This is a genomic window from Hippea alviniae EP5-r (assembly GCF_000420385.1).
GTDB lineage: Bacteria > Campylobacterota_A > Desulfurellia > Desulfurellales > Hippeaceae > Hippea > Hippea alviniae.
This window is the reverse complement of sequence record NZ_ATUV01000004.1, coordinates 1-3,579: the sequence shown is the minus strand read 5'-3', so window position 1 is coordinate 3,579 and position 3,579 is coordinate 1. Positions and strand designations below refer to the sequence as shown.

Annotated in this window: 2 tRNA genes and 2 rRNA genes; all 4 read left to right on the top strand. The window is 56.0% G+C overall.

Features of this window, described 5'->3' with window-relative positions:
- Nucleotides 1-117: 117 nt before the first annotated feature.
- The 4 genes from G415_RS0109220 (at nucleotide 118) to rrf (ending at nucleotide 3,577) form a co-directional block, all read left to right on the top strand.
- Nucleotides 118-194: transfer RNA gene (locus G415_RS0109220), tRNA-Ile, on the top strand.
- Between the two features lie 2 nt (nucleotides 195-196).
- A tRNA-Ala gene (locus G415_RS0109215) sits at nucleotides 197-272 on the top strand.
- A gap of 146 nt (nucleotides 273-418) precedes the next feature.
- Nucleotides 419-3,423, top strand: a 23S ribosomal RNA gene (locus G415_RS0109210).
- A 39-nt stretch (nucleotides 3,424-3,462) separates the two neighbouring features.
- Nucleotides 3,463-3,577 (top strand): 5S ribosomal RNA (rrf, locus tag G415_RS0109205).
- The last annotated feature ends 2 nt before the right edge of the window (nucleotides 3,578-3,579 follow it).

The following is a 3,579-nucleotide window of genomic DNA, read 5'->3' as shown; positions in this document are numbered from 1 at the left end:
AACCTGCGGCTGGATCACCTCCTTTCTAAGGTGTGTTAAATTTAAAACTTTATATTCCAGGGCTTGCTTCCATCTTGGCTATTATTGTGTAAAGCCACAGAGCGAAGAGATGCTTATGGGCCTGTAGCTCAGCCGGTTAGAGCACTGTGCTGATAACGCAGGGGTCAGTGGTTCGAGCCCACTCAGGCCCACCAGTGGGGGCTTAGCTCAGCTGGGAGAGCGTCTGCCTTGCACGCAGAAGGTCAGCGGTTCGAGCCCGCTAGCCTCCACCATTAAAGAATGCATCTTCTCGCCCTGTGTCTTACACAGGTGATCTTTTAAAAAGCAATGATGAAAGCCGTAAAAAAGCAGGAAAAACACAGTATAAATGATTTTGTAGGGGAAAAATAGTACCTAAGCATTAAAGAATGTGGAATGAGCCTAAGCTACTAAGGGCGTACGGTGGATGCCTTGGCGATGGCAGGCGATGAAGGACGTGGCAGGCTGCGATAAGCCTCGGGGAGCTGCCAAGCAAGCTATGATCCGGGGATTTCCGAATGGGGCAACCCGGCGGAGTAAACCTCCGTCACCGAGCTTCTGCTCGGGGCTAACCCGGCGAACTGAAACATCTCAGTAGCCGGAGGAAAAGAAATCAAACGAGATTCCGAAAGTAGCGGCGAGCGAAATCGGAACAGCCCAAACCCTATACGTGTTAAAGGGCGCACCCGTTGCGTATAGGGGGTAGCGGGACGGCTGTATGGTCTGGTGCGCACAGACCGAGGTTCTTTCTATTCTTAGCCGAAGTGGTTGGGATACCACGCCATAGAGGGTGAAAGCCCCGTAGGCGAAAAGAATAAAAAGAACCTTTCAGCCGCTCCCAAGTAGGTCGGGACACGTGGAACCCTGACCGAATCAGGGGGGACCACCCTCCAAGGCTAAATACTCGCCATCGACCGATAGTGCACAAGTACCGTGAGGGAAAGGTGAAAAGAACCCCGGTCGAGGGGAGTGAAATAGAACCTGAAACCGTACGCCTACAATCAGTCCGAGGGCTATGTGCTTGCACAGCCTGAGGGCATGCCTTTTGCATAATGAGCCGGCGAGTTACTCTGCAAGGCGAGGATAAGGAGTTTTAAGCTCCGTATCCGTAGCGAAAGCGAGTCCGAATAGGGCGTTAAGTCTTGCAGAGTAGACCCGAAACCAGGTGATCTATCCATGGCCAGGGTGAAGGTGGGTTAAACCCCACTGGAGGCCCGAACCGGTGTAGGTTGCAAACTGCTCGGATGAGCTGTGGATAGGGGTGAAAGGCCAATCAAACCTGGAGATAGCTGGTTCTCCCCGAAATATATTGAGGTATAGCCTCCCGGTAAGGACGGCGGGGGTAGAGCACTGATTGGGCTAGGGGGCCCACCAGCCTACCAAACCCAGTCAAACTCCGAATACCGCCTGTACCATCCGGGGGAGTCAGGCTACGGGGGACAAGCTCCGTGGCCGAGAGGGAAACAGCCCAGACCGCCTGCTAAGGTCCCTAAGTCTAACCTAAGTGGAAAAGGAGGTCGAGGCGCTAAGACAGCCAGGAGGTTGGCTTAGAAGCAGCCACCCTTTAAAGAAAGCGTAACAGCTCACTGGTCGAGTGCCTCGGCGCCGAAGATTTAACGGGGCTTAAGGTTAGCACCGAAGCAGCGGGTCAGTCCTTTTTGGACTGGCGGTAGGGGAGCGTTCCTGTCAGCGATGAAGGCGTACCGTAAGGAGCGCTGGAGCGGCAGGAAGTGAGTATGCCGGCACGAGTAGCGAAAAGACAGGTGAAAACCCTGTCCGCCGAAAGCCTAAGGTTTCCTATCCAACGTCAATCGGGGTAGGGTTAGCCGGTCCCTAAGGCGAGGCCGTAATTGGCGTAGCTGATGGGAAGCAGGTTAATATTCCTGCGCCAGGTGTAGTCGTCCGATGGGGGGACGCAGCCGTGGTAGGCGGAGTGGGTAGTTGGTTTGCCCATCGAAGCGTGTAGGTAGGATGCGCAGGTAAATCCACGCATCCGATGATCCGAGGCGCGTAAGGCGGCGGATCCCTTCGGGGTGAAGCCGATTCCGCCGGTTCCATACTGCCAAGAAAAGCCTCTAAGGGTTAAGGCTACACCTGACCGTACCGCAAACCGACACAGGTAGGCGGGCTGAGAAGGCTAAGGCGCTTGAGATAACTCCGGCCAAGGAACTCGGCAAATTGGCCCCGTATCTTCGGTAGAAGGGGTGCCCCTGGGTGTGAAGGAGCTTGCCTCTGGAGCATCTGGGGGTCGCAGTGACAAGGCCCAGGCGACTGTTTACCAAAAACACAGGACTCTGCAAACCCGGCTAAGGGGATGTATAGGGTCTGACGCCTGCCCAGTGCCGGAAGGTTAAGGGGAGGAGTTAGCCTTCGGGCGAAGCTCCGAACTGAAGCCCCGGTAAACGGCGGCCGTAACTATAACGGTCCTAAGGTAGCGAAATTCCTTGTCGGGTAAATTCCGACCCGCATGAAAGGCGTAACGACTTGGGCACTGTCTCGGCCGGAGGCTCAGCGAAACTGTGTTACCGGTGAAAACACCGGTTACCCGCGGCTAGACAGAAAGACCCCGGAACCTTTACTGCAGCTTGAAGTTGGGGTTAGGTTATGGATGCGTAGGATAGGTGGGAGGCTGGGAAGCTGCCCTTCCGGGGGCAGTGGAGCCGCCCTTGAAATACCACCCTTCCATAACTTGATCTCTAACCCACCGCAGTCATCCTGCGGGGGGACAGCTTCTGGTGGGCAGTTTGACTGGGGCGGTCGCCTCCTAAAGAGTAACGGAGGCGCGCAAAGGTTGGCTCAGGCGGTATAGAAATCCGCCGTAGAGTGCAAAGGCATAAGCCAGCCTGACTGCGAGACCGACGGGTCGAGCAGAGGGGAAACCCGGCCTTAGTGATCCGGTGGTTCCGAGTGGAAGGGCCATCGCTCAACGGATAAAAGGTACTCCGGGGATAACAGGCTGATACCGCCCAAGAGTTCACATCGACGGCGGTGTTTGGCACCTCGATGTCGGCTCATCTCATCCTGGGGCTGGAGCAGGTCCCAAGGGTTCGGCTGTTCGCCGATTAAAGAGGTACGCGAGCTGGGTTCAGAACGTCGTGAGACAGTTCGGTCCTTATCTGCCGTGGGCGTAGGAGGCTTGAGGGGAGCTGTCCCTAGTACGAGAGGACCGGGACGGACGCACCTCTGGTGTATCGGTTGTGGCACCAGCCGCAGGCGCCGAGTAGCTATGTGCGGAAGGGATAACCGCTGAAAGCATCTAAGCGGGAAGCCCACCCCAAGATTAGGCCTCCCTGAGCCATTAGGCTCCTAAAGGTCCCTTGGAGACTACGAGGTTGATAGGCGGGAGGTGGAAGCGCAGCAATGCGTGGAGCTGACCCGTACTAATAGACCGTGAGGCTTAGGCTCATTTCCACATTCTTTAATGGTTAGGTGCTAAGTTTTCCCCCTGGTGAGGATAGCATGCAGGGAAACACCCGTTCCCATTCCGAACACGGCAGTTAAGCCTGCATGCGCCGATGGTACTGCGGGAGAGCCCGTGGGAGAGTAGGTATTGCCAGGGGG